Here is a 22799-nt window from a genome sequence, read left to right as displayed (position 1 = left end):
GCAGGAGCAGCGCCGATGAGCCACTACGCCGAGCACGTCCCCCCGGCGACCACCGAGACCGGGCGCCTGCTGGAGCAGGTCCTCATGGAGGTCAAGAAGGTCATCGTCGGGCAGGACCGCATGGTCGAGCGGATGCTCGTCGCGCTGCTGTCCCGCGGCCACGTCCTGCTCGAGGGCGTCCCCGGCGTGGCCAAGACCCTCGCGGTGGAGACGCTCGGCAACGTCGTGGGCGGCACGGCGACGCGCCTGCAGTTCACGCCCGACCTCGTCCCCTCCGACATCCTCGGCACCCGGGTCTACCGGCCGAGCCAGGAGCGCTTCGACGTCGAGCTGGGCCCGGTCTTCGCGAACCTCGTGCTCGCCGACGAGATCAACCGCGCCCCCGCCAAGGTGCAGTCGGCGCTGCTCGAGGTCATGGCCGAGCACCAGGTCACGATCGGCGGGCAGACCTTCCCGCTGCCCGAGCCGTTCCTCGTGCTGGCGACGCAGAACCCCATCGAGAGCGAGGGCGTCTACGCCCTGCCCGAGGCCCAGCGCGACCGCTTCCTGCTCAAGATCGAGGTGCCGCACCCCTCGATGGCGGAGGAGCTCGAGATCGTGCGCCGCATGTCGGTGGGCAAGCCGAGCGCCGCGCAGATCCTCGACCCGGAGCGGCTCATGGCCGCGCAGGCCGAGGCCGACCGCGTCTTCGTCCACCACGCCATCGCGGAGTACGCGGTCCGCCTCGTCATGGTCACCCGCGACCCGGCCGCCTGGGGCGCGCCGGAGCTCGTGCCGCACATCGCCAACGGCGCGTCCCCGCGCGGCTCGATCGGGCTGGTCCAGGCCGCCCGCGCGCTGGCGCTGCTGCGCGGGCGCACCTACGTCCTGCCCGGTGACATCGCCGACCTCGCGGTCGACGTGCTGGCGCACCGGCTGGTGCTGACCTACGACGCGCTCGCCGACGCCGTCCCGCCGCGCGCGATCGTCGAGCGCGTCCTCGCCGTCGTGGGCCAGCCGGTCGTCGCGCCGGCGCAGAGCAGCGGCGCCCCTGCGTACACCAGCACTGCGCCCGCGCAGAGCACCCCGGCGGCGTGAGGCCGTCGTGAGCAGCCGCTCCCTCGAGCTCCCACCGCCGCCGCTGGTCCCCGCGGCGACGGTGCGGAGGCTCACCCTGCAGGTCAGCCGCCGTCTCGACGGCATCCTGCAGGGCGAGCACCTCGGCCACCTCCCGGGCCTCGGCAGCGAGGCCGCGGACGTACGGACCTACGAGCCGGGGGACGACCCGCGCCGCATCGACTGGGCCGTCACCGCGCGGACCGGCGAGACCGCGGTGCGCACGACCACCGCCGAGCGCGAGCTCGAGACGCTGCTCGTCGTCGACCTCGGGGCCTCGATGTCGTTCGGCACCCGCACCGCGGAGAAGCGCGAGGTCGGCATCGCCGTCGCGGCGGCGTTCCTCCACCTCGCGAAGGGCCCCGGGGACCGCGTCGGCGCCCTGCTCGTGACGCAGGACGGGCTGCGCGCCCTCCCGCCGCGCGGGGGCTCCGCGGGGGCGTACGCGACGCTGTCCGCGCTGCTCCGCCAGCCCCGCGCGACGGGCGCGGGGGACGAGCCGCGCCTGGCCGCCGCGCTCGCCCAGGCCGCCGCCCGGCAGCGGCGCCGCGGGCTCGTCGTCGTCGTCAGCGACCTGCTCGAGCCCGTCGACGAGTGGGCGCCCGCGCTGCGCCGCCTCGGCGCCCGCCAGGACGTCGTCGTCGCGCAGGTCGTCGACCGCCGGGAGCGCGAGCTGCCCGCGGCCGGTGTGCTCCGCCTCGTCGACCCCGACTCCGGCCGCGAGGTCGACGTCGCCACGACGGCGAAGACCCGGGCGCGCTACGCCGAGCTCGTCGAGGAGCGGCTGCGCCAGCAGGCCGCGGCCGTGCGCGGAGCGCACGCCGGGCACCTGCTCGTGCGCACCGAGGACGACTGGCTCCCGCAGCTCGCCCGCTTCCTCGTCCGCCGCCGCCGGGTGCGCTCGGGGGCCGCGCGCGCCGGCGACCGGACGGCGGGCCTGTGATGCACGGCCTCGCCTTCTCCTCGCCCGGCCGGCTCGCGCTGCTGGCGCTGGTCGCGGTCCTCGCCGTCGCGTACGTGCTGGCCGGCCGCCGACGGCGGCGCTCGGTCGAGGCCGTGCCGCTGCCGGGCCTCGACCTCCTCGCCGCCTCCCTGCCCCGGCTCGGCTGGCGCCGGCACCTCCCGGCGGCCGCGCTGCTGCTCGCGCTCGGTCTCGGGACGCTGGCGTTCGCCGCCCCGACGGCCGAGGTGCGGGTGCCGCGCGAGCGCGCGACGGTCATCGTCGCCCTCGACGTCTCGCTCTCCATGTCGGCGACCGACGTGTCGCCCGACCGCCTGAGCGCGGCCAAGGACGCCGCCCGCCAGTTCGTCGGCCAGCTGCCCGCGCGCTTCAACGTCGGCCTCGTCGCCTTCGCGGGGACGGCGTCCTCGGTCGTGGCGCCGACGCAGGACCACGAGGCGGTGGCGCGGGCGATCGACGACCTCCAGCTCGCCAACGGCACGGCCATCGGGGACGCCGTCGACACCGCGCTCACCGCCATCGCGGCGGTGCCCGGGGCGAAGGGGAGCGCGGCTCCGCCGGCCCGGGTCGTCCTGCTCTCCGACGGTGGCAACACGCAGGGCCGCTCGCTCGCCCAGGCGGAGGGGGAGGCCCAGTCCGCGAAGGTCCCGGTCTCCACCATCGCGTACGGCACCCCGGACGGCGTCGTGCGCGTCCCGGAGGGCCTCATCCGCGTCCCCGTGGACGCCGCCGCGCTCGCCGAGCTCGCCAGCACGACGAGCGGCCACGCGTACCAGGCCCGCAGCGGCAGCGAGCTGCGCTCGGTCTACGCCGACATCGGCAGCCAGGTCGGCTACCGGCTCGAGCGGCACTCGGTCGCGGCGGGGATGACGGGCTTCGCGCTGCTCGCCGCGCTCGCCGCCGGAGCCGCGGCGCTGGTCTGGAGCCCGCGCCGGGTGTAGGGGTTCCTGTCCGGTACGCCCTCCCCTAGGGTGGCGGACCGTGACGATGATCAAGCGTGCAGCGCGGCAGAAGTTGCTCAGCGTAGCGATCGCCCTGCCCGTCCTCGCCGGGCTCGGCACGGCTGCGGCGCCTCCGGCGAGCGCGGCGGCAGCCGTGACGGTGTGGAGCATCCCCACGGCGGACTCCAGGGCCGCGCACATCGTGTCCGGACCGGACGGCGCGCTCTACTGGACCGAGCCGTTCGGCTACCGGATCGGGCGCATCACGACCGCGGGGGAGGTCTCCGAGCTCGAGGTGCCGGACGACGGCCAGGTGGCGGGGAGCGGGCCGGACGAGCTGGTGGCCTCGGGCGACTCCGTCTGGTTCGTGAAGGACTTCGGCGTCGACGTCTGGCGCTACGTGCCGGGGCAGGGCGGCGGGCACCGGGCGTACGTCAACGAGCAGGTGGCGAGCCTGGCGCCGGCCGCGGACGGCGGCGTCTGGGCGACCTCCCTCGGCGGCAGCGACGTCGACCACGTCGGGCCCGGCGGGAGCTTCGCCGACTACTCGGCGGACTACCTCCTGCCCGCGCCGCTGGCCCTCGCGCCCGACGGCACCGTCTGGTACGCCGACGGCGGCCACTACCTCAAGCACATCGACGGCACCGGCCACCAGGTCAACGTGCCGATCGTCAACCCGCGCGGCGACGACGTCGTCTCGATGGCGTACGACGGGCAGCAGCGGCTGTGGTTCCTCCTGTTCGACCCGGGGGCGACCTTCACCCCGGCGCACGGCGGGGAGATCGGCTACGTCGACGCGCAGGGCGTGCCCCACGTCACCGACCTGATGACCCTCGGCCTCCCGGCCGACACGCTGCCCCGCGAGCTGCGGCTCGGGCCGGACGGCCGGCTCTACTTCCTGCTCGACCTGGCGGGAGGCACGACGCTGGCGCGCATCGAGGCCGACGGCTCCCTGACGGGCGTCTCCGCCGCGACCTTCAACGGCTATCGCCCGTCGGACTTCACCTTCGGCTCGGACCACAACCTGTGGTTCGTCGACCGCGGCGCGAACTCCGTCGGGCGCATCGTGCTCGACGGCGGGGCGTTCGGTGCCCTGCCCGTGCCGACTGCGCCGCAGCCGCCGGCTCCCCAGCCGCCCGCGCCCCAGCCGCCGGCTCCCCAGCCGCCCGCGCCGCAGCCTCCCGTGCAGGGCCCGCCGGCGCAGCAGCCGCCGGCCCAGGACCCCCCTGCGCAGACGACGCCGGGCCAGCCGGCTCCGGTGGTGGAGGCGCCCGCCCTGACCCTCTGCGCGGTGGGGACCAGGGGCAGGTGCCGCAGCGCGGTCTCCTCCCGCACGGTGACCGTCACCGCCCGGCTCGACCGCGCCGCGAGCCTGACGCTCGCCGTCCGCCCCGCGCCGGTGCGGGGCAGGAAGGCCGCCACGCCCGTACGCGTCGCCAGCCTGCGCGCGCGCAAGGGCACGGTGGCCCTGCACTGGAACCGCAAGCTGCGCGGCAGGCCCGCCGCCCACGGCCGGTACCAGCTGGTCGTGACGGCCACGGCGTCGGGGAAGCGGACGACCCGGATGCTGCTCGTCACGCTCTAGCTGCGGGTCCCGTGCTCGGCGGCCGGGTAGGAGCGGCGGGTGACCGCCACCTCCGCCTCGGCCGCCGAGCGCGAGGAGGCGGCGTACGCGTGGCGCGTGCTCTCGGTGACCAGCCTGGGGGTCATCCTCACCGGGCTCAACACCAGCACGCTGGACGTCGGGCTGCCGGCCGTCTCCCGGCACTTCGGCGCCAGCCCCGCGCAGGCGAGCTGGTTCCTGCTGGCCTACATGCTGGTCAACACGACGATGATCCTCGTGTTCGGTCGCGTGGCCGACCTCGTGGGGCGCCGCCGGCTCTACGTCACGGGGCTCGCCGGCTTCACGCTGGCGAGCCTCGCGTGCGGGGCCGCTCCCACCGCGGGCGCGCTCATCGCCTTCCGCGCCGTGCAGGCGGTGGGGGCGGCGGCGATCATCACCAACACCACCGCCCTGCTCACCGACGCCTTCCCGCGCCGGCTGCTCAGCACGGCGCTCGGGCTCAACATCACCATCATCTCGGCGGCCCAGGTGGCCGGTCCCGTCGTCGGTGGCGGGATGGTGGAGGCCTTCGGCTGGCGGGCGGTCTTCCTGTTCAACGTCCCGTTCGGCGTGGCCGGCGTCGTGTGGGCGCTGCTGACGCTGCGGTCGTCCCCGGCGACGGCGCAGGGCGAGTCGTTCGACGTGCTCGGCGCGGTGCTGTCCGCCCTCGCCCTCGGCGGCCTCGTCGTCGCGCTCTCCCAGGGCGGAGCCACCGGCTGGGCGAGCCCCGCAGTGGTCGGGGGAGCGCTCGTCGCGCTCGTCGCCCTCCCGGCCTTCCTCGCCCTGCAGGTGTCCCGGCCGAGGCGGGGCCAGGACCCGCTGGTCGACCTGCGGCTGTTCGCCGACCGCGAGCGCGCCATGGCGTACCTCGCGGTGTTCCTGCTGGCCGTCAGCCGCTTCGCCGTGGTGCTGCTCGTGTCGCTCTTCCTCCAGGCGGCGCAGGGGCTCGACGCGCTCCAGGCCGGGGTCCGGGTGCTCCCCGTGGCGCTCGGCATGATGCTCGTCTCGCCGGTCGCCGGACGGCTCGCGCAGCGGGTCCCGCCCCGGCTGCTCGGGACGGCCGGGCTGCTGCTCTCGGCGGCCGGCCTGCTCGTGCTGGCCGTCGCCGTGCGCCCCAGCCTCCCGGGCAGCGTGGTCGCCCCCGCGCTGCTCGCCGTGGGGATCGGCACGGGGCTGTTCATGACGCCCAACACCAGCGCGATCATGGCGAGCGTCCCGCCGGCGCGCCGCGGCATCGCCAACGGGCTGCGCTCGATGCTGCAGAACACCGGCTTCGTCGTGAGCACGGCCATGTCGCTCGCGATCGTGACGAGCCCGCTGACACCGGGGGAGAAGCGGGCGGCGTACGCCGGGACGCTCTCCTCGCTCCCCGGGCACGAGCTCGGCGCCTTCGTCGACGGCTACCGCACGGCGTTCGTCGTGCTCGCCGCGCTCTGCGTCCTCGGGGCCGTGGCCTCGCTGCTGCGCGGGGACGGAAAGCGGGTGACCGTACGCGCTGCTTCCGGCAGGCTGCCCGCATGACCCGCCTGCCCTCCGAGCGCTACCTCGCCGCGCTCGACGCCGACGCCGGCCGCATCCTCGACCTCACCCGTACGCCCGGTGCCCTCGCCGCCGCGGTGCCCGCCTGCCCCGGCTGGACCGTCGCCGACCTCGTCCGCCACCTGGGCGGGGTCTACCTGCACAAGGCCGAGTCCGTGCGGCTCGGCCGCCGCGCCCCGGACGACGAGGTCGACCAGGGGCCGGCCGGCGACGAGGCGCTGCTCGCCTGGTTCGCCGAGGCGCTCGCCGACATCCGCTCCGTCGTCGGGGGCGACCCGGAGCGGGCGGCCTACTCGTGGTGGGCGGCGGACCAGACCGTCGGCTTCTGGGCGCGGCGGATGGCGCAGGAGACGCTGGTCCACCGCGTCGACGTCGAGCAGGCGCTCGGGCTGGCCCCGGACGTCGACGAGGCGCTCGCCGCCGACGGCGTCGACGAGGTGCTCGTGGCGTTCCTGCCGGTCTGGCTGCCGGCCGACGGGGCTGCCGCGGGCGTACGCGACGACCTGCGGGCGCACGTCGCGGTCGCGGCGGCGGGACGCGAGTGGGACGTCCGGGTCGAGGGGCTGTCCGCCGTCGTGGCGGCCGGACCGAGCGGGGCCGTCGACCGCGTCTCCGGGCCCGCCGACGCCCTGCTGCTCTGGGCGTGGGGCCGCGCGGGGAGCGCTGGTTTCGACGTGGTCGGTGAGGAGGGCGTGGCCGTGCTGCGCGAGGTGCTGCGCGGGGCGACGCAGTGAGGCTGCTCGTCCGCTGGCTCGTCCTCGCCGTCGCGATCTGGCTGGCGACCGCGCTCATCCCCGGCATCGAGGTACGAGGGGGCGCCGGGACCTACCTCTGGGTGGCGCTGCTGTTCGGGCTGGTCAACGCCGTGGTCGGCCCGGTCCTGCGGCTGCTCGCGCTGCCGTTCACGGTCCTCACGCTCGGGCTGTTCGCGCTGGTGGTCAACGCGGCCCTGCTCGGGATCACCGCTCGGCTGACCGAGCACCTCGACGTCTCGGGCTTCTGGTCGGCGGTGGCCGCCGCAGTGGTCATCTCGCTCGCCTCGGCTGCGATGGACCGCGTGGTGCGCGAGGTCGGCCGGGACCGCGAGCCCCGCCCCTAGACCGAACAAGGGCACCCAGTGGGCGTCAGGACGCCACTGGGTGCCCCCGTTCAGGACCGGGGCCCGGCCCCGCGAACGAACAAGGGCACCCAGGAGGCGTCGGAACGCCACTGGGTGCCCTTGTTCGCAACGAGAGCGGGGCGGGGCTCAGCTCTCGCCGAGCGTGTTGCCGGCGCCTGCGGCGCGGATGTCGCCGAGCTGGTACTTCTCGACCGCCTCGCGCGGCGCCTCCGGCTTGACCCCGCCCTGCTTGGCCAGCTGCTGCAGGGTGGCGACGACGATCGACGCCGCGTCCACCTTGAAGTGCCGGCGCAGCGCCCCGCGGGTGTCGGACAGGCCGAACCCGTCGGTGCCGAGCGAGACGAAGTCGTGCTGCACCCAGGGCCGGATCTGGTCCTGGACCGCGCGCATGTAGTCCGAGACCGCGACCACCGGGCCGGGGGTGTCGGCGAGCTTCCGCGTGACGTACGGGACGCGCTGCTCGCCGTCGGGGGAGAGCAGGTTGGCCTCGTCGCAGGCGAGCGCCTCGCGGCGCAGCTCGGTCCACGACGTCGCCGACCACACGTCGGCCGCGACGCCCCAGTCGTCGGCGAGCAGCTGCTGCGCCTCGATCGCCCACGTCATCGCCACGCCCGAGGCGAGGATCTGTGCGCGGGCGGCGTCCGCCCCGAGCTCGGGCGCCGGGGCGTAGCGGTAGAGGCCCTTGAGCAGCCCGTCCACGTCGAGCCCCTCCGGCTGCGCCGGCTGGAGGTAGGGCTCGTTGTAGATCGTGAAGTAGTAGAAGACGTCCTCGGACTGCTCGCCGTACATCCGGCGCAGGCCGTCGCGGAAGAGGTGGCCGACCTCGAACGCCCAGGCCGGGTCGTACCAGACGCAGGCCGGGTTGGTCGACGCGATCAGCGGCGAGTGGCCGTCCTCGTGCTGCAGGCCCTCGCCGTTGAGCGTCGTGCGCCCGGCGGTCGCGCCGAGCACGAAGCCGCGGCCGAGCTGGTCACCGAGCTTCCAGAGCTGGTCGCCGGTCCGCTGGAACCCGAACATCGAGTAGAAGATGTAGACGGGGATCATCGGCTCGCCGTGCGTGGAGTACGACGTCGACGCGGCGATGAACGACGCCATCGAGCCGGCCTCGCTGATGCCCTCGTGGAGGATCTGGCCGTTCTGCGCCTCCTTGTAGGAGAGCAGCAGCGCGCGGTCGACGGCCTCGTAGCGCTGGCCGTGCGGCGAGTAGATCTTCGCCGTCGGGAACAGCGCGTCCATGCCGAATGTGCGGGCCTCGTCGGGGATGATCGGCACGAAGCGCGGGCCGATCTCCTTGTCCTTCACCAGGTCCTTGATGAGCCGGACGATCGCCATGGTCGTCGCGACCGGCTGCTTGCCCGAGCCCTTCGCCAGGTCGGCGTACGCCGCGTCGCCCGGGAGCGCCAGCGGCTTCGAGACCGGGTTGCGGGTGGGGATCGCGCCGCCGAGCGCCGCGCGGCGGGCCCGGACGTACTGCATCTCCGGGGAGTCCTCCGCCGGCTTGTAGTACGGCGGGATGTCGGCCTCGAGGGCCTCGTCGCTGATGGGGAGGCCCAGCCGGTCGCGGAACGCCTTGACGTCGGCCTTGGTGAGCTTCTTCATCTGGTGCGTGGCGTTGCGGGCCTCGAACGACTGCAGGCCCCAGCCCTTGACCGTCTGCACGATGACGACGCTCGGGCGGCCCTGGTGGGTCGTCGCGGCGGCGTACGCGGCGTGCACCTTGCGCGGGTCGTGCCCACCGCGGCGCATCGCGAGGTCCTTGAGCTGCTCGTCGCTCCAGCCCTCGACGAACGCCGCGAGCTCGGGGCTGCGGGCCCAGAAGTGCTCGCGGAAGTACGCGCCGGTCTCGACCGAGTAGGTCTGCCACTGCCCGTCGGGCGTCTCCTCGAGCGCCTCGACGAGGACGCCGTCGACGTCCTTGGCGATGAGCTCGTCCCAAGCGCTGCCCCAGACGACCTTGATGACGTTCCAGCCGGCGCCGCGGAAGTAGCCCTCGAGCTCCTGGATGATGTGCCCGTTGCCGCGCACCGGGCCGTCGAGGCGCTGCAGGTTGCAGTTGATGACCCAGGTGAGGTTGTCGAGGCCCTCGCGGGCGGCGACGCCGATCGCGCCGAGCGACTCGACCTCGTCCATCTCGCCGTCGCCGAGGAAGGCCCACACCCGCTGCTGCGAGGTGTCCTTGATCCCCCGACCGGCGAGGTAGCGGTTGAAGCGCGCCTGGTAGATCGAGTCGATCGGGCCGAGGCCCATCGAGACCGTCGGGAACTGCCAGAAGTCCGGCATGAGCCGCGGGTGCGGGTAGGACGGCAGGCCGCGGCCGGGGCCGGTGAGCTCCTGGCGGAACGAGTCGAGGTCGTCCTCGGAGAGCCGCCCCTCGAGGTAGGCCCGGGCGTAGACGCCGGGGGAGGCGTGGCCCTGGAAGAAGACCTGGTCGCCGCCGCCGGGGGCGTCGGGGCCGCGGAAGAACTGGTTGAAGCCCAGCTCGTAGAGCAGCGCGGACGACGCGTAGGACGCGATGTGCCCGCCGACGCCGACGCCCGGGCGGTTGGCCCGGCTGACGAGCACAGCGGCGTTCCAGCGGTTGACCGCCTCGATGCGCGCCTCGAGCTCGACGTCGCCGGGGTGCTCCGGCTCGGCCTCGACGGGGATGGTGTTGACGTAGTCCGTGCGTGTGAGCGCGGCGACGCCGATGTCGTCGGCCCCCGCCCGCTGCAGCAGGCGCTGGACGACCCAGCGCGCGCGACGGGGACCGGCATGGGAGACGAGGGCCTCGAGCGAGTCGAGCCACTCCTGGGTCTCGGCCGGGTCGGCGTCCGGGTGGGACACCGCGACGGTCTGGGCCGGTGCGCTGGGTACGCCCACCGGGGTCTGCTTGTCTGCCACGGGCACAGTGTCCCCCCTCGGCGGGGTGCTCGTCACGCTGGGGTCGCCTGGTGGGCAGGATGGCGGCGCTGGCGGGGCACGAGCGAGGAGGGGCTGTGGAGCGCACGACGCTGGAGGTCCGTACGGGCGGCAGCGAGGTCGTCCTCGACATCACGGCGCGGGTCCGCGCGTTCGTCGCGCAGGCGGGCGGCGGTGACGGCTGGCTGAACGCGTTCGTGCCGCACGCGACCGCGGGCGTCGCCGTGCTGGAGACGGGAGCGGGCAGCGACGAGGACCTGCTCGACGTGCTGCGCGACCTGCTGCCGCCCGACGGGCGCTACCGCCACCGCCACGGCTCGCCGGGGCACGGGCGCGACCACGTGCTGCCCGCGCTCGTCTCCCCGAGCGTGGTCGTGCCGGTCTTCGCGGGCGAGCTCGCCCTCGGCACCTGGCAGTCCGTGGTCCTCGTCGACACCAACGTCGACAACCCCGTGCGCCAGGTGCACCTCAGCCTGCTGCGCGGCTGAGCCCTCAGTCCGGACCCTCGTCGGTCGGGCAGGCGCGCACCGCGACGTACGCCGGGCCGTCCTCCGACGGCTCGAAGACCACCTCGACGAGCTCGCCCACCTCGAGGGCGCGGCCGCCGGGCGCGTCGACCGCGGACCCGGGCACCTCGACCTCGGCCGGCACCCCGTCCACGACCACCGCGCCGGTGCGCCCGTGGGCGTCCCAGCGGACGACGCGACCCGTCCCCGACCTGCGGTGCGCTGCTGCCACGGGGGAGTGGTGCCCGCAGGACGGCGCCCGACACGCGCCGGTCGAGGTCTCGAACCGGCACCGATCAGGGCGCCCCGCTTGCGCGCGGACGCGCACCCGGCGTTGACTACCGCTCACGACGCCGGCAGCCGCCGGCGCTGCTGGCCAGCGCGGGAGGAGCACGGTGGGCGCGACGGCGGGTCCGGCCGAGGAGGCGCGCACCCTCGCGGCACGCCTCGGCCTGCGCGAGGGCCAGGTCGTCCAGGAGCTCGGCTACGACGAGGACTGCGACGAGGAGCTGCGCGGCAGCATCGCGGCGCTCACCGGTCACGCGCTGGTCGAGGAGCCCGAGGACGTCGTCGACGTCGTCCTGCTCTGGTGGCGCGACGAGGACGGCGACCTCGTGGACGCGCTCGTCGACGCCCTCACCGACCTCGCCGACGGCGGCGTCGTGTGGCTGCTCACCCCGAAGAAGGGCCGCGAGGGCCACGTCGAGCCGAGCGACATCGGCGACGCCGCCCCGACGGCCGGGCTCTCCTCGACGAGCAGCATCAGCGCCTCCCGCGAGTGGCAGGGCACGCGGCTCGTCGCGCCGAAGGCCGCCCGCAAGTGACGCCCGCGGGCAGCCCGCCGCAGGTAGGCACCGCGGCGCCGGCCTTCACGCTCGAGGACACCCACGGCACGCCGGTGGAGCTGGCCTCCCTGCGCGGCCGCCCCGTGCTCCTCGTCTTCTTCCCGCACGCCTTCACGCCGCTGTGCACGGGCGAGCTCGACGACCTGCGCGACGCGGCGGACCTCGAGGGCGTCCAGGTGCTCGGCATCTGCTGCGACCCCGCGGAGTCGCTGCGCGCCTTCGCCGACCAGCAGGGCTACGTGTTCCCGCTGCTCTCGGACTTCTGGCCGCACGGCGCTGTCGCCACGGCGTACGGCGTGCTGTTCGAGCCCCGCGGCTTCGCGACGCGCGCGAGCTTCCTGCTCGACGCCGACGGCGTGGTGCGCTGGTCGGTGGTCAACGGGCCGGGGGACACCCGCGACGTCACGGCGTACGCCGACGCGCTCGCCGCGCTCGCGGGCGCTGGTGCGGGCGGCGCGCCGCACCCCCTACCCTGAGTCCTGCTCGAGGGGCCTGTAGCTCAGCGGTAGAGCATCTCGCTTACACCGAGAGGGTCGGCGGTTCGAACCCGTCCGGGCCCACCCACGACGGCAGAGGAGTGGCCCTGCACCGACTGCACTGCACGCGCTGCGGGGCCACCTGGCCGAGCGAGGCCGACCCCGAGAGCGGTGCGGTCCCGACCTGCCCGGTCTGCCTGCTCGAGGTCACCGGGAACCCCAACTCCGGCGGCAGCCCCTCGCCCAGCGAGGACGTGCTGGAGGAGGCCGAGTGACCGCGACGCTGGCCGAGGTCGTCAGCGTCGTCGAGGAGCTGTACGACCCGGCCACCGCCGCCTCCTGGGACGCCGTGGGCCTCGTCGTCGGGGACCCGGGGGCGCCCGTCCGCCGGGTGCTGTTCGCCGTCGACCCCGTGGAGGAGGTCGTCGACGAGGTCGTCGCCGGCGGCTACGACCTGCTGGTCACGCACCACCCGCTCTACCTGCGCGGCACGACGTCCGTCGCGGAGACCGGCCCCAAGGGCCGGGTGGTCGCCCGCCTCGTCCGCGCGGGCGCCGGGCTCCTCGTCGCCCACACCAATGCCGACGCCGCGAGCCCCGGGGTGTCCGACGCGCTCGCCCGCGCGGTCGGGCTGACCGGTCCGCTCGAGCCGCTCGACCCGCTCCCGGCCGACCCGCTCGACGTCCTCGTCGTCCACGTGCCGCGCCCCGACGCCGACCGGCTGCTCGACGCGCTGGCCGACGCTGGTGCGGGACGGCTCGGCGCGTACGACCGGGCGGCGTTCGTCTCGACCGGCACCGGGACCTTCCGCCCGCTGGAGGGCGCCCGGCCCGCTGTCGGTGAGGTCGGACGGGTCGAGCGGGTCGACGAGGCCCGCCTCGAGCTCGCCGTCCCGCGCGCGCACCGGCGGGCGGTCCTGGCCGCCCTGCACGCGGCGCACCCGTACGAGCAGCCCTCCTTCGACCTGCACGAGACCGCGCAGCCGCCCGGGCGGCGCGGCACCGGGCGCGTCGGCGAGCTCGACCGCCCCGAGCCCCTGCGCGCGCTCGCCGCCCGGGTCGCCCGCGGGCTGCCGGCGACGAGCTGGGGGCTGCGCGTCGCGGGCGACCCCGAGCGCCCCGTCCGCCGGGTCGCCGTGTGCGGCGGGTCGGGCGACTCCCTGCTGGGGCGGGCCACGGCGGTGGGCGCTGACGCGTACCTCACGGCGGACCTGCGCCACCACCCGGCCTCCGAGCACGACGTGCACAGCGGTCCGGCCCTGCTCGACGCGGCGCACTGGGCGACGGAGTGGCCCTGGCTGGCGGACGCCGCCGCCCGGGTCCGCGCGGCCCTCGAGCAGCGCGGGGATACGGTGGGCACCGCCGTCTCGACGGTGCGCACGGACCCTTGGACCCTGCACGTCCCGCCTCGAGACCCCGGGGAGACTCCCGCATGAAGGCCGCGCCCGCCGAGCAGCTCCGCCTGCTCGACCTGCAGAAGCTCGACACCAGGCTGGACCAGCTCGCGCACCGCCGGCGCACGCTGCCCGAGCTCGCGGACATCACCCGGCTCGAGGGCGAGCAGCAGCGCCTGCGCGACCTCGTGCTCGCGGCGACCACCCGCCTCGACGACCTCGAGCGGGAGCGCAAGCGCGTCGACACCGACGTCGAGCAGGTCCGCACCCGCGCCCGGCGCGACCAGGAGCGGCTGGACTCGGGGCGGATCACCAACTCGAAGGAGCTCATGGACCTGCAGTCCGAGCTCCAGTCGCTCGGGCGCCGGCAGGCCGACCTCGAGGACGTCGAGCTCGAGGTGATGGAGCGCATCGAGACCGCTGAGGCCGAGCGCACGCACCTCCAGCGCGAGCTGCACGGGATCGAGGAGCACCTCGCGTCCGCCACCGCCGCCCGCGACGAGGCGTACGCCGCCATCGAGGGCGAGGGCGGGCTGACCACCTCCGCGCGGGACGCCGTGGCGCGCGACGTGGAGGCGGCGCTGCTCGCGCTCTACGAGCGGATCCGGGCGAGCTCCGGGGGGATGGGCGCGGCGGAGCTGCGCCAGCGCCGCTGCGAGGGCTGCCGGCTGGAGATGAACGTCGTCGACCTCGGCACCATCCGCGCGGCGGCCCCCGACGAGGTGCTGCGCTGCGAGGAGTGCGGGCGCATCCTCGTGCGCACCGAGGAGTCGGGCCTGTAGTGCGGCGCCTGGTCGTCGAGGCCGACGGGGGCTCCCGCGGCAACCCCGGACCGGCCGGCTACGGCGCCGTCGTGAAGGACGCCGCCACCGGCGAGGTCCTCGCCGAGCGTGCCGAGGGCATCGGCACCGCCACCAACAACGTCGCGGAGTACCGCGGGCTCATCGCCGGCCTGCGCGCCGCCGCGGAGATCGACCCCGACGCCTCGGTCGAGGTCCGCATGGACTCCAAGCTCGTCGTGGAGCAGATGAGCGGGCGCTGGCAGGTCAAGCACCCGTCGATGAAGCCGCTGGCCCAGGAGGCGCGCGGCGTGCTGCGCCCCGACCAGGTGAGCTACGGCTGGATCCCGCGCGAGCGCAACAAGCACGCCGACCGGCTCGCCAACGAGGCGATGGACGCCGCGGCGCGCGGGCAGCAGTGGGCACCCCGCGTCCCCACCGCGGTCGCGGTCGACGAGGCGGAGCTCGAGCCCGCCACCGGCAACCGGCTCGTCGGCTGGGAGGAGCTGCCCGCCCCCACGACGTTCCTGCTCGTCCGGCACGGCGAGACGCCCAACACCGTCGCCAAGCTGTTCTGCGGCCGCGACGGCGCCGACCCCGGCCTCACCGAGCGCGGTCGGGCGCAGGCGCGCGCAGCGGGGGAGCTGCTCCGCGACGCGTACGCCGCCGAGGAGCCCGTCGCCGTCGTCCACTCCCCGCTGCGCCGCGCGGCCGAGACCGCGGCCGAGGTGGCCGCGGTGCTGGGCCTGCAGACGCGCAGCGACCCGGCCTTCGCGGAGGCGGCGTTCGGCGAGTGGGACGGGCTGGACTTCGGCCAGGTCCGCGAGCGCTTCCCCCAGCAGCTGCAGGCGTGGCTCGACTCACCGGCCGTCGCCCCTCCGGGCGGCGAGAGCCTCGACGACGTCGCCGCCCGCGTGCGTACGGGCCGGGACCGCCTGCTCGCGCGCTACCCGGGCCGGACCGTCGTGCTCGTCTCGCACGTCACGCCGATCAAGCAGCTCGTCCGGCTCGCGCTGGACGCGCCCGCGAGCAGCGTCTTCCGCATGGAGCTCTCCCCGGGCTCGCTGGCGCTCGTGCGGTGGTGGCCGGACGGCGGCTCGTCGCTGCAGGCCTTCGGCGTCGCCACCCACCTCGTCGGCCCCGGCCGGGAGGGGCTCGCCGCACCCGCCGGGTCCTGACGCCCGCTGTCGCCGGTGCGTGACAGAGTGTCGCCACACGCCCCACGGATCGGAGACAGCATGGGCTGGACGCAGCGCGCCCGAGCGGGAGTCGCGACGCTCGGCACGGCGGCGGTCGCGGGCAGCCTGCTGCTCGTCCCGGCAGCCCGGGCCGCGCAGCCCGCGGCAGCCGGAGCCGCGAGCGCCAGCTCCACCGGCGTGTCCCGCAGCGCCGGCACCAACGGCGCCCGGCCACCGGTCCTGCGCTGGCGCACCTGCGCGGGGCGCTTCAAGTGCGCGGTCGCGAAGGTCCCGCTCGACTACGACCGGCCCGGCGGCCCGCGCATCGATGTCGCGGTGCTGGAGCGCCCGGCGGAGGACCCGGCCCGCCGGCTCGGCACGCTGTGGGTCAACCCCGGCGGGCCGGGCGGCTCGGCGGTGGACCTCGTCTACCGCGCCGCGACGACCTTCCTCCCGGCGGAGGTGCTCTCGCGCTTCGACATCGTCGGGATGGACCCGCGCGGCATCGCCCGCAGCACCCCGCTGCAGTGCTACGCCGACCCGGAGGAGTCGCCGGTCCAGGACCTGCCGGCGTTCCCGCAGGGTGGGGCGCAGACGGCGGCGTACCTCTCCGCGGTGCGCGCCTACGCGCGGACCTGCCAGCGCCAGGCGGGGCCGCTGCTCTCGCACATGTCGACCGCTGACGTGGCCCGCGACATGGACCTGCTGCGCCAGGCCATGCACGAGGACCGGATCAGCTACCTCGGCTACTCCTACGGCACCGAGCTCGGCGCGACGTACGCCGCGATGTTCCCCGGGCACGTGCGCAGCCTCGTCCTCGACGGCGTGCTCGACCCGCGCGAGTGGGCGGGCGACGGCAGCCGCACCCTCGAGCAGCAGGTGAGGAGCGGCGACGGTGCGCGCACCGCGCTCGACGCGTTCTTCCGCGCGTGCGACGCGACGACGACCCGGGCCTGCCCGGTCTCGGGGGCGGCGCGGGCGACGTACCGCCGCGTCGTGGCGCGCCTCCGGGTGCACCCGCTGCAGGTCCCGGGCGCGCCCGGCCCCAGCGCCTCCCCGGTGCCCTCGGCCTCCGCCGCCCTGCCCGTCGCTGAGCCGACGAGCACGGCGGTCCCGGCGCCGACGCCCACGCCCTCGCCCACGCCCTCGGCGTCCAGCGGGCCCAGCGGCTCGACCGAGGACGCGCTCACCTACGCGGAGTTCTCCGGCATCGTGCTCGAGGCGCTGTACTCGCGCGAGGGCATCGCGCCGCTCGGCCAGCTCATCGCCCAGGTCGACCTGCTGCAGTCGAAGGGCGGGAGCATCGACCCCGGCGACATCGCCGGCGTCGAGGTGCTCCGCCGCCGCTGGGCGGCCGGTGCGCTCGTCCCGTCCCTGCTCGACCGGCGTGCGCCCGACGTCTTCGGCGCCGCGCTCCCCAAGGCGGTCTACGACGACGACGGCGGCAACGCGGTCATCTGCGCCGACACCCACCAGCCCGGTCCGGCCGCCTTCGCCACCAGCGCGCGCTGGGCCGAGCGGCGCAACGGCGGCGTCGGCGAGGCGTGGAGCTGGAGCTCGGCGCCCTGCGCCTACTGGCCGAGCACCGGCGCGGACCGCTACGCCGGGCCGTTCGGCGCCGCGCTGGCCAACCGGCCGCTGGTCGTCTCCTCGCTCAACGACCCCGCGACCCGCTACGCCGGCGGGGTGCAGGTGGCGCACCTGCTGCACGCGCACCTCATCACGTTCTCCGGGTTCGGTCACACCTCCGGCGGCTCCAGCGTGTGCGTCGACCGGGCGGTGACGGCGTACCTCGTCGGCGGGTCGGTCGCGGGGCTGCCCTCCCGCTGCTCGCAGGACATCGCGCCGTTCGTCACCGACCCCCTGACGGGGGCGGTCGGCGGGAGCGACGACTAGCGGGTCAGCAGCAGCGCGAGCGTCCCGAGCCCGACCGCGGGCACGACGAGCAGCAGCCCCTCGCGGGCGAACTCGCCGGCGCCGACCCGCAGCCCCCGCGCGGCGCACCGCTCGCGCCACAGCAGGGTCGCGAGCGAGCCCCAGAGGAGCACGAGCGGGCCCGCGTCGACCCCGACGAGGACCGCGAGCAGCCGGGTGGTGCTGTGGGCGAGCGGCTCGACGGCGAGGTACGCCGGGAGGTTGTTGACGAGGTTCGCCGCCACCACCGAGGTGCCGGAGAGCCGGAGCAGCGCGAGAGCGCCGTCCCCCGAGCCGCCCGCGACCGTGCGCAGCGCCGTCGTCAGCCCGTGCCGGTGCAGCGCCTCGACGACGAGGAAGAGCCCGACCGTCAGCAGCACGAGCCGCCACGGCAGCAGCCCGGCGAGCCGGCGCGGGGCGAGGGCGCCGGGACGGCGCACCGCGTACGCCGCGAGCAGGACGACCGCGCCCGCCAGCGCGACGGTCCAGGCCGGCGCGCCCGCGACCACGGCCGGTCCGGTGAGCACGCAGACCAGCCCTGCGGTCCAGAGCAGCACGCGGTCCTCGACGACGACCTCGCCGGGCAGCGCGTACGTCCCGCGCAGCCGCGCCCGGTGGCGGACGAGGAGCAGGCCGACGGTGACGACGAGCAGCACCACCTGCGCGGGCCAGGTGCGCGCCGCGAAGCCGAGCGCGCTGAGGTGCAGCTCGCTGCCGGCGAGCAGGTTGGTGAGGTTGGAGACCGGGAGCAGCATGCTCGCGGTGCCGGCGAGCCACACCGTCGCGTACGCGAAGGGCAGCGGGTCGACCTCGGCCGCCGCCGCGAGCGCGAGCACGACCGGCGTCAGCAGCACCGCGGTCGTGTCGAGGCTCAGCACGGTGGTGAGCACGGTGGCGAGGGCGCAGACGAGCAGGAAGAGCCGGCGCGTGCTGCCGCCCCCGAGCAGCGCCGCGCGCCGGGCCGCCACGTCGAAGAGCCCCGCCTCGTCGGCCAGCTCCGCGACGAGCGTGATGGCGACGAGGAAGCCGAGGACGGGCGCCGTGCGGCTCCCCACGTCCTGCGCCGCGTCCCAGGGCACCAGTCCGGTGAGCACGACGAGGAGGCCCGCGAGGGCGGCGAGGATCGGCATGTCCCGACGATCCTAGGGAGGCACTACCCTTGGTGCCGGACGAGTCGGCCGGGCGGTCGCGTCACCGGGGCGACCCGGTGCCGAGGAAGGTCCGGACTCCACAGGGCAGGGTGGTGGCCAACAGCCACCCGGGGTGACCCGCGGGACAGTGCCACAGAGAGCAGACCGCCTCTCGCCCTCCGGGGCGAGCGGTAAGGGTGAAACGGTGGTGTAAGAGACCACCAGCGCCCGGGGTGACCCGGGCGGCTCGGCAAACCCCACCTGGAGCAAGGCCGAACAGGGAGCGTCCGAGGGCTGCCCGCCCGAGCTCCCGGGTAGGCCGCTGGAGGCTGTCGGCAACGGCAGCCCGAGATGGATGACCGCCGGCCGCCGCGCGAGCGGCGGTGCACAGGATCCGGCCTACAGGCCGGCTCGTCCCCCTACCTCAGCAGCGCCCCTGGCGGCCGCTCAGGCCGGCGCCGCCGCGCGCAGGACCTCATCGGCGGCCCGCGCCTGCCGCGCCACCGAGCGCATGCTGCGCTCGTCGGCCTCCCGGGCGAGCTCGGCGAGCATCCGGGTGCGCTGCGGTGAGGCGGGGTCGAGCAGCGCCAGCTGGAGCCGCGCCCGCAGCACCGAGCAGGGCCCGCCCGCCCGCTGCGCCAGCTCCAGCGCGGCGAGCGCGGAGCTCCGCGCGCCGGGCTCGTCGCCCAGCAGCGCGCGCATCCGGGACAGCGCCAGCTCGACCGGGGCGATGATCCCGATCTGCCCGAGGATCGCGACGAAGCCGGCGTACGGCTCCAGCCGCGCGAGCAGCGTGCGCGCGAGCGGGAGCACCCGGTCGTCGGGAGCGCCCAGGTCGGCGACCTCGGCGAGGGCGAGGGCGACGACGACGGTGACGCCCAGCGTGCTCCAGAAGAACGGCGTCTCCTCGGGGACGAAGCGCTCGAGCAGGACCAGCGCGGCCTCGACGTCCCCGCGCTCGGCGGCGGCGGCCGCCTGCCAGGGCAGCGGCTCGGGCGCGCCGTCGACGTGCTCGCCGGCGTCTGCGAGCCGGCCCTGCTCCCAGCGCAGTGTGAGCATGGCGAGGTGGAGGACGCCGGACTCGTACAGCTCGGTGCGCCGGTGCATGACGTCGGCGCGGCTGAGCAGCGCCTCGGCCTCCTCCAGCCGCCCGCTCCAGTGGACGAGGGTCGCCTCGGCCCAGCGCAGCTGGACCCGGGGGACGGGCAGGCCCAGCAGGTCGCAGCCGGCGACGCCGCGGCGCAGGTGCTCCTCGGCCTCGTCGGTCCGGCCGAGCGTGCTGCACGCCATCGTCAGCACGTTGTGCCGGAGGACGGCGTCGGTCCGCGCGTGCGGGGTGCGCAGCCGGACGAGCCGGTCGAGCAGCGCCACCGCCTCCTCGGCGTGGGCGGCGGTCCCGGTGTACGTGAGCACGCGTCCGACGATGGCGTCGGCGACGACCGCGGGGTCGCCGAGCTCCTCGGCCAGCTCGAGCGCGCGGCGGCTGAGCCCCTCGGGCAGGGCGGCGTCGGGGGAGTAGCAGCTGCCGACGGCGCGCGCGGCGAGCACGCGCACGTGCGCCGCCGGGTCCCCGCCGACCAGGGGGGTGACCTCGACCAGGCGGTCGAGCAGCACGCCGGGGGCGGTGCCGTACGCCGCCCACGGCCACGCCCCGCTCGTCCGCAGCAGGGCCGCGGCGAGCCGGCCGATCGTCCCGGTCCGCCCCTCGCGCGCCGCCTCGACGATCGCCGAGTCGACGACCTCGAGCACGGTCTGGTCGCGCCCCGCACGGGCGAGCGCGTCGACGCGCGCGACGAGCAGGTCGTCGGGCCCCGCGGACTCGCGCTCCGCCGCCTCCCGCTCCGCCGGGCCGAGCGCCGCGGAGGCGCTGAGCGCGGCCTCCCACCACTGGGCCGCGGCGTCGGCGTCCCAGCGCGCCTCGGCGTCCTGCGCCGCCTCCCGGCAGGCCGCGAGGACCGTCGCGGCGGGCACGAGCGGCAGCGCCGCCAGCAGGTGACCGGCCCGGCGGGCGAGGGCGTCGCTCCCCGCAGCGGACTCGAGGGCCGTGGCCGCGCGGACGTGCAGCCGCGATCGGCGCAGGACGGGCAGGCCCTGGAGGACCTCGTCGCGCAGCAGCGCGTGGGAGAACGCCCAGCCGGTGCCGCTGCGGGCGGGCGCGACGATCTGGTCCTCGGCGGCGAGCTCGAGCGCCTCCGCGACCCCGTCGAGCGGCAGCCCGGCGACCGCCTCGAGCAGGTCGAGCGGGAACGGGTCGCCGATCACCGCAGCCGCCCGGAGCACCTCGACCACGGACGGGGCGAGCCGGGCGAGGCGCCGACCCAGGATCGAGCGGACGGCGAGCGGGATGCCGCTGCCCCGCTCGTCGGCGGGCAGTCGTGCGTACTCCGTGACGAACAGCGGGTTGCCGCCGGTGCGCGACGCGAGCACCGCGGCGTCGTCCGGGGCGAGGTCGGTGCCACCTACCTGCGCCGCGAGCGTGGCGACCGCGCACTCGCTGAGCGGCGGCACCGCGACGCGGTCGGCCACCCCGGATCGGACCAGCGTGGCCAGCAGGTGGTCCACGTCCCGCGCGCCCTCGCCCTCGCGCAGGGTGAGCACCAGCCCGAGGGGCAGGTCGCGCAGCACGCCGCAGAGGTACGCCAGGCAGCGCAGCGAGCTGCGGTCGGCCCACTGCACGTCGTCGACCACGACGACGACCGGGCCGTCGGCGGCCGCGCTCTGCAGCAGGGCCGTCACGCGCTCGTAGACGACGAACCGCGCGGTGTCGGCGTCGATGTCAGGGCTCGGCACCAGCACGTCGTCGGGCTCCGCCCCGAGCGCGCGGACGAGCTGGCGCAGCGGCCACCACGAGGGCACGCCCTCCTCCTCGGGGCAGCGCACCCACGCCTCGCGCGCCCCCGCGGCGACCGCGGCGCGCAGCGCCTCCTCGGCCAGGCGGGTCTTGCCGATGCCGGCGGGCCCGGAGAGCAGCACCCACCGGGTGCGCCCCGCCAGCACGTCGTCGAGCACGGCGGACATCCGCGCGCACTCGTCCTCGCGCCCGACGAGGCCGCTGACGGGCGCTGGGCCGCTCGCCGCCGGGAGCGCCGGCGCGGGCTCCCCGCCGTCGGCGGGAGGGCCCGCAGGAGCAGGAGCGGCGCCGGGCCACTCGCGGAGCGCGTCGTCGTCGCGCAGCAGGGCGGCGTGCAGCTCGCGGAGGTCCGCGCCGGGGACCAGCCCGAGCTCCTCGTCGAGCAGCCGCGCGTGCGCGCGGTAGCCCTCGAGCGCCTCGGGGGTGCGCCCCGCGCGGTGCAGCGCCACGAGGTGGAGCCAGCGCCCGCGCTCGCGGTACGGGTCCTCCGACACCAGCTGCTGGGTGCGCTCGAGCGCCTCACCGACGCGACCGCCGGCGAGCAGCGCGGTCACCAGCGTCTCGAGGCACTCCGCGCGGCGCTCCTCGAGGGCGAGCGCGGCGGCGCGGACCCAGTCCTCGTCGGCGAGCTCGGGCAGCAGCGGGCCGCGCCACAGCGCCAGCGCCCGCTCCGCGCTCTCCTGCGCCCCCGGCCACTCCGCTGCGGCTGCCGCGTCGTACGCCGCTGCCGCCGCGGCGAGGAACTGCGCGACGTCGACGTCGGCGTCGTCGACGAGCAGGACGTAGCCGGGGTTGCGCCGCTCGAGGCGCGCACCGCCGCCCCGCAGGATGCGGCGCAGGTTCGAGACGTAGACCTGCAGGCTGCCGACCGCGCTGGGGGGCGCCTCGTCGCCCCACGCGACCGCGACCAGCCGGTCGGTCGACACGACGCGGCCGCGCTCGAGCAGCAGCGCGGCGAGCACCGCCCGCTGCTTGGGCGTGCCGAGGTCGAGGACCCGCCCGCCCTCGCGGACCTCGAGCGGTCCCAGCACGCTGTACTGCAACGTCGTCCCTCCTGTCGGCGGCATCGTAGGCACGCGGGGCCCGGCGCGTGAGCGGGTCAGGGCCTCCGGTAGCCGGGGTGCACGCCGGGGACCAGGCCGCGCAGCGCGGCGAGCCGCTCGAGCAGCGCCAGCAGCTGCTCGCGCTCCGCGGCCGCGAGCCCCTCGGTCACGGCGCGCTCGTGCCCGGCGGCGACGGCGGCCACCCGGCCGAACGCCTCCTCGCCGGCGGGGGTGAGCGCGAGGGCGTTGGTCCGCCGGTCGCTGCCGCGGGTACGCGCCACCCACCCCCGCTCCTCGAGCTCGTCGACCACCGCGACCACCCGGCTCGGCGCCACGCCGAGCCGCCGGGCGAGATCCTGCTGGCTCATCCCGGCCTCGACCCGGAGCAGCCGGAGGACGCCGGCGACCGGCGGGGTGATGCCGGCGGGGGCGAGCGCGTCCGCGAACCGGCCCGTGGCGTCCGCCCCGAGCTGGGCGAGCAGGAACGCGATCCCGGGGCGGCGGGAGGAGGAAGGCACGGGAAGATG

The 22799-nt window shown here is 76.2% G+C and carries 20 protein-coding genes, 1 tRNA gene and 1 other RNA gene; 17 read left to right on the top strand and 5 right to left on the bottom strand.

Going from position 1 to position 22799, the window contains the following annotated elements; translation table 11 throughout:
* Positions 1-15 precede the first annotated feature (15 nt).
* Genes EV189_RS07045 through EV189_RS07015 form a run of 7 tightly spaced genes read left to right on the top strand, consistent with a single transcriptional unit; the run spans position 16 to position 7238 of the window.
* Positions 16-1077, top strand: coding sequence for an AAA family ATPase (locus tag EV189_RS07045; RefSeq protein ID WP_130492230.1), 1062 nt, complete (start codon positions 16-18; stop codon positions 1075-1077).
* Positions 1078-1084: 7 nt separating this feature from the next.
* The gene (locus tag EV189_RS07040) at positions 1085-2038 is read left to right on the top strand and encodes a DUF58 domain-containing protein (protein WP_165400168.1); all 954 of its coding nucleotides are present in this window, start codon (positions 1085-1087) and stop codon (positions 2036-2038) included.
* Positions 2038-2997: a VWA domain-containing protein gene (locus EV189_RS07035; protein ID WP_130492228.1), complete on the top strand. Its 960-nt coding sequence runs from the start codon at positions 2038-2040 to the stop codon at positions 2995-2997. The genes EV189_RS07040 and EV189_RS07035 overlap by 1 nt, the downstream gene beginning before the upstream one ends.
* A 46-nt stretch (positions 2998-3043) precedes the next feature.
* Positions 3044-4582, top strand: coding sequence for a Vgb family protein (locus EV189_RS20100; protein WP_456238341.1), 1539 nt, complete (start codon positions 3044-3046; stop codon positions 4580-4582).
* A gap of 39 nt (positions 4583-4621) precedes the next feature.
* Positions 4622-6121 (top strand): DHA2 family efflux MFS transporter permease subunit, encoded by a 1500-nt coding sequence (locus tag EV189_RS07025; RefSeq protein WP_130492227.1) that lies wholly within the window; start codon positions 4622-4624, stop codon positions 6119-6121.
* A complete protein-coding gene (locus EV189_RS07020; RefSeq protein ID WP_130492226.1) occupies positions 6118-6873 on the top strand; it encodes a maleylpyruvate isomerase family mycothiol-dependent enzyme in 756 nt (251 codons plus the stop codon). The genes EV189_RS07025 and EV189_RS07020 overlap by 4 nt, the downstream gene beginning before the upstream one ends.
* Positions 6870-7238: a phage holin family protein gene (locus EV189_RS07015; RefSeq protein ID WP_130492225.1), complete on the top strand. Its 369-nt coding sequence runs from the start codon at positions 6870-6872 to the stop codon at positions 7236-7238. Before EV189_RS07020 ends, EV189_RS07015 begins: the two co-directional genes overlap by 4 nt.
* Before the next feature lie 147 nt (positions 7239-7385).
* On the opposite strand, the gene aceE is transcribed toward EV189_RS07015, so the two are convergent.
* On the bottom strand, positions 7386-10145 hold the full coding sequence (gene aceE, locus EV189_RS07010; protein WP_407938116.1) for a pyruvate dehydrogenase (acetyl-transferring), homodimeric type: 2760 nt from the start codon (positions 10143-10145) through the stop codon (positions 7386-7388).
* An 89-nt stretch (positions 10146-10234) separates the two neighbouring features.
* On the opposite strand from aceE, the gene EV189_RS07005 reads away from it, so the two are divergent.
* Entirely contained in the window at positions 10235-10645 is a 411-nt protein-coding gene (locus tag EV189_RS07005; protein ID WP_231116154.1) for a secondary thiamine-phosphate synthase enzyme YjbQ, read from the top strand.
* Between the two features lie 4 nt (positions 10646-10649).
* Here the strand turns inward: EV189_RS07005 and EV189_RS07000 are convergent, their stop codons facing one another.
* Positions 10650-10895 (bottom strand): hypothetical protein, encoded by a 246-nt coding sequence (locus tag EV189_RS07000; RefSeq protein WP_130492224.1) that lies wholly within the window; start codon positions 10893-10895, stop codon positions 10650-10652.
* 163 nt (positions 10896-11058) lie between these two features.
* Between EV189_RS07000 and EV189_RS06995 the strand changes: the two genes are divergently transcribed.
* From EV189_RS06995 to EV189_RS06970, 8 genes are all read left to right on the top strand, one after another.
* Complete coding sequence (locus EV189_RS06995) at positions 11059-11487, top strand: DUF3052 domain-containing protein (RefSeq protein WP_130492223.1); 429 nt, start codon at positions 11059-11061, stop codon at positions 11485-11487.
* Positions 11484-11984, top strand: coding sequence for a redoxin domain-containing protein (locus tag EV189_RS06990; RefSeq protein ID WP_130492222.1), 501 nt, complete (start codon positions 11484-11486; stop codon positions 11982-11984). The genes EV189_RS06995 and EV189_RS06990 overlap by 4 nt, the downstream gene beginning before the upstream one ends.
* A gap of 12 nt (positions 11985-11996) precedes the next feature.
* A tRNA-Val gene (locus EV189_RS06985) sits at positions 11997-12068 on the top strand.
* A gap of 17 nt (positions 12069-12085) precedes the next feature.
* Positions 12086-12259, top strand: coding sequence for a hypothetical protein (locus EV189_RS20095; protein WP_165400166.1), 174 nt, complete (start codon positions 12086-12088; stop codon positions 12257-12259).
* Positions 12256-13419 (top strand): Nif3-like dinuclear metal center hexameric protein, encoded by a 1164-nt coding sequence (locus EV189_RS06980; RefSeq protein WP_130492221.1) that lies wholly within the window; start codon positions 12256-12258, stop codon positions 13417-13419. Before EV189_RS20095 ends, EV189_RS06980 begins: the two co-directional genes overlap by 4 nt.
* A complete protein-coding gene (locus EV189_RS20445) occupies positions 13416-14159 on the top strand; it encodes a zinc ribbon domain-containing protein (protein ID WP_196788535.1) in 744 nt (247 codons plus the stop codon). Before EV189_RS06980 ends, EV189_RS20445 begins: the two co-directional genes overlap by 4 nt.
* Positions 14159-15334 (top strand): bifunctional RNase H/acid phosphatase, encoded by a 1176-nt coding sequence (locus tag EV189_RS06975; protein WP_231116153.1) that lies wholly within the window; start codon positions 14159-14161, stop codon positions 15332-15334. Before EV189_RS20445 ends, EV189_RS06975 begins: the two co-directional genes overlap by 1 nt.
* A gap of 60 nt (positions 15335-15394) precedes the next feature.
* The gene (locus EV189_RS06970; RefSeq protein ID WP_130492219.1) at positions 15395-17230 is read left to right on the top strand and encodes an alpha/beta hydrolase; all 1836 of its coding nucleotides are present in this window, start codon (positions 15395-15397) and stop codon (positions 17228-17230) included.
* On the opposite strand, the gene EV189_RS06965 is transcribed toward EV189_RS06970, so the two are convergent.
* Entirely contained in the window at positions 17227-18378 is a 1152-nt protein-coding gene (locus EV189_RS06965) for an ArsB/NhaD family transporter (protein ID WP_130492218.1), read from the bottom strand. The genes EV189_RS06970 and EV189_RS06965 overlap by 4 nt on opposite strands.
* A 40-nt stretch (positions 18379-18418) precedes the next feature.
* Between EV189_RS06965 and rnpB the strand changes: the two genes are divergently transcribed.
* An RNA gene (gene rnpB / locus EV189_RS06960) (RNase P RNA component class A) lies at positions 18419-18796 on the top strand.
* 29 nt (positions 18797-18825) lie between these two features.
* Here the strand turns inward: rnpB and EV189_RS06955 are convergent.
* Both EV189_RS06955 and EV189_RS06950 read right to left on the bottom strand, forming a co-directional pair.
* Positions 18826-22272 (bottom strand): BTAD domain-containing putative transcriptional regulator, encoded by a 3447-nt coding sequence (locus EV189_RS06955; RefSeq protein ID WP_231116152.1) that lies wholly within the window; start codon positions 22270-22272, stop codon positions 18826-18828.
* A 56-nt stretch (positions 22273-22328) separates the two neighbouring features.
* Positions 22329-22790, bottom strand: coding sequence for a MarR family winged helix-turn-helix transcriptional regulator (locus tag EV189_RS06950; RefSeq protein ID WP_130492216.1), 462 nt, complete (start codon positions 22788-22790; stop codon positions 22329-22331).
* Positions 22791-22799: the final 9 nt, after the last annotated feature.

This window comes from Motilibacter rhizosphaerae (genome assembly GCF_004216915.1).
In the GTDB taxonomy this organism is placed as follows: domain Bacteria; phylum Actinomycetota; class Actinomycetes; order Motilibacterales; family Motilibacteraceae; genus Motilibacter; species Motilibacter rhizosphaerae.
The sequence above is the reverse complement of the archived record's forward strand: the minus strand, read 5'-3'. Positions and strand labels throughout refer to the sequence as shown.

What these genes read in the sequence shown, in the direction of transcription:
- EV189_RS07045 (WP_130492230.1), top strand. Translation starts at nt 16, where the DNA reads ATGAGCCACTACGCCGAGCACGTCCCCCCGGCGACCACCGAGACCGGG.
- EV189_RS07035 (WP_130492228.1), top strand. Translation starts at nt 2,038, where the DNA reads ATGCACGGCCTCGCCTTCTCCTCGCCCGGCCGGCTCGCGCTGCTGGCG.
- EV189_RS20100 (WP_456238341.1), top strand. Translation starts at nt 3,044, where the DNA reads ATGATCAAGCGTGCAGCGCGGCAGAAGTTGCTCAGCGTAGCGATCGCC.
- EV189_RS07020 (WP_130492226.1), top strand. Translation starts at nt 6,118, where the DNA reads ATGACCCGCCTGCCCTCCGAGCGCTACCTCGCCGCGCTCGACGCCGAC.
- EV189_RS20445 (WP_196788535.1), top strand. Translation starts at nt 13,416, where the DNA reads ATGAAGGCCGCGCCCGCCGAGCAGCTCCGCCTGCTCGACCTGCAGAAG.
- EV189_RS06970 (WP_130492219.1), top strand. Translation starts at nt 15,395, where the DNA reads ATGGGCTGGACGCAGCGCGCCCGAGCGGGAGTCGCGACGCTCGGCACG.
- EV189_RS06965 (WP_130492218.1), bottom strand. Translation starts at nt 18,378, where the DNA reads ATGCCGATCCTCGCCGCCCTCGCGGGCCTCCTCGTCGTGCTCACCGGA.